At 34.4% G+C, this 732-nt stretch carries 1 protein-coding gene; it reads left to right on the forward strand.

Features of this window, described 5'->3' with window-relative positions; all coding sequences use genetic code 11:
* Positions 1 to 181 precede the first annotated feature (181 nt).
* Positions 182 to 673 (forward strand): OmpA family protein, encoded by a 492-nt coding sequence (locus BCU91_RS07930; RefSeq protein WP_102531242.1) that lies wholly within the window; start codon positions 182 to 184, stop codon positions 671 to 673.
* Positions 674 to 732: the final 59 nt, after the last annotated feature.

The following is a 732-nucleotide window of genomic DNA, read 5'->3' on the forward strand; positions in this document are numbered from 1 at the left end:
ATTATCAATCAAACAAAACAAACACACCCAAAAGTATGTAATAACGACAAAAGTAATCATTAAGTATGTTGCGATATAAATTTTTTAAGCAACAAACGCTAAAATTAATGTAATTACTATTGACCCGCAATTATAGAATAGGTAATTTTACGACTTCTTTTTTAATGGACTAAATATAGATATGAAACATTTAAAATATTCAGCAATAATATTAGCATTTACTGTCATTTCAGGCTGTAAATCAACACCAGAAAAAGCCCCCGAAACGCCGCAAAAGGTTTCTTTATCTCCAGCTTGCAAAAGTTACGCATTACAAAATGAGCAAGAAACCGAAGTGACAGGCTTTAGACCGGTATTTTTTGAGGTGAACAGTGACAAACCATACAGCCGATTAGACAGTAATATGTCTTGTATTGTGACTTACCTGTCAAATAACCCTAACAAATCGATTGATATTCAAGGTTACACGGATGATAAAGGCACCATTGAATACAATAAAGCACTTGCAAAACGTCGTGCTGAAGGATTAGTTGAACACCTTGTCGTACTTGGCGCCTCTCCAAATCAGTTAGCTTCAAGTGCCCATATCATTCAAGATAAAGGTAAAAAGCTTACTAAAGCTGAGCGCTCAAAAATCCGCAGAGTCAATTTTGAAGTGACAACTAAGTTATAAAACCCTACTTATCCATAGGTATTATATATGGGTATCAAGTGTAGTGGTCAAGAAATATT

The sequence above is a fragment of the Shewanella sp. 10N.286.52.B9 genome (genome assembly GCF_002873635.1).
Taxonomy (GTDB): Bacteria; Pseudomonadota; Gammaproteobacteria; order Enterobacterales; family Shewanellaceae; genus Shewanella.